Below are 428 nucleotides of genomic sequence, written 5' to 3'. Positions count from 1 at the left end.
AGGAGCTTGCAGACTGGTATCTTTGAAGCTCCGCAGGACCGACGACAATGTAATTGTCATAGTCGGACACTATGACAAGTCAAATATTGATTTCTATCTGCTACAATAAGTTTCCAGTACCCCACAAACTGAGGGTCGGAGATTGTTATGGATATGGTAAAGAAGGAAAAATATAGAGAAATAGAGAGAGAAGTACAGAGGCTTGAAAATCTGTTCAATATAAAGGCTGTGCGATTGAAGGCACGTTATGAGACCAAGGCTATTCGTTATATGTTTGGGAATGGGGTCGAGGTTTATTGCGGTTGGGAAAAGCCTTACGATATCATGACTTGTTTGCATGACCATTATATTGACCATTCTTTTCCTGTGAAGGATGTGAAAAGTTATAGAGATTATTTGCGTTGTCTTCCTTCGCATTCTTCTTTGTT

At 39.7% G+C, this 428-nt stretch carries 1 protein-coding gene; it reads left to right on the top strand.

The features are described 5' to 3' along the window. Window positions 1-147: 147 nt before the first annotated feature. The coding region (locus KP705_RS18035) for a hypothetical protein (RefSeq protein ID WP_215764995.1) at window positions 148-428 on the top strand (281 nt) is incomplete at its 3' end.

Source organism: Gluconobacter sp. P1D12_c (genome assembly GCF_018812105.1).
Lineage (GTDB): Bacteria > Pseudomonadota > Alphaproteobacteria > Acetobacterales > Acetobacteraceae > Gluconobacter > Gluconobacter oxydans_A.
Note: the sequence above shows the minus strand (reverse complement) of the source record. Positions and strands in the feature narration are given on the sequence as shown.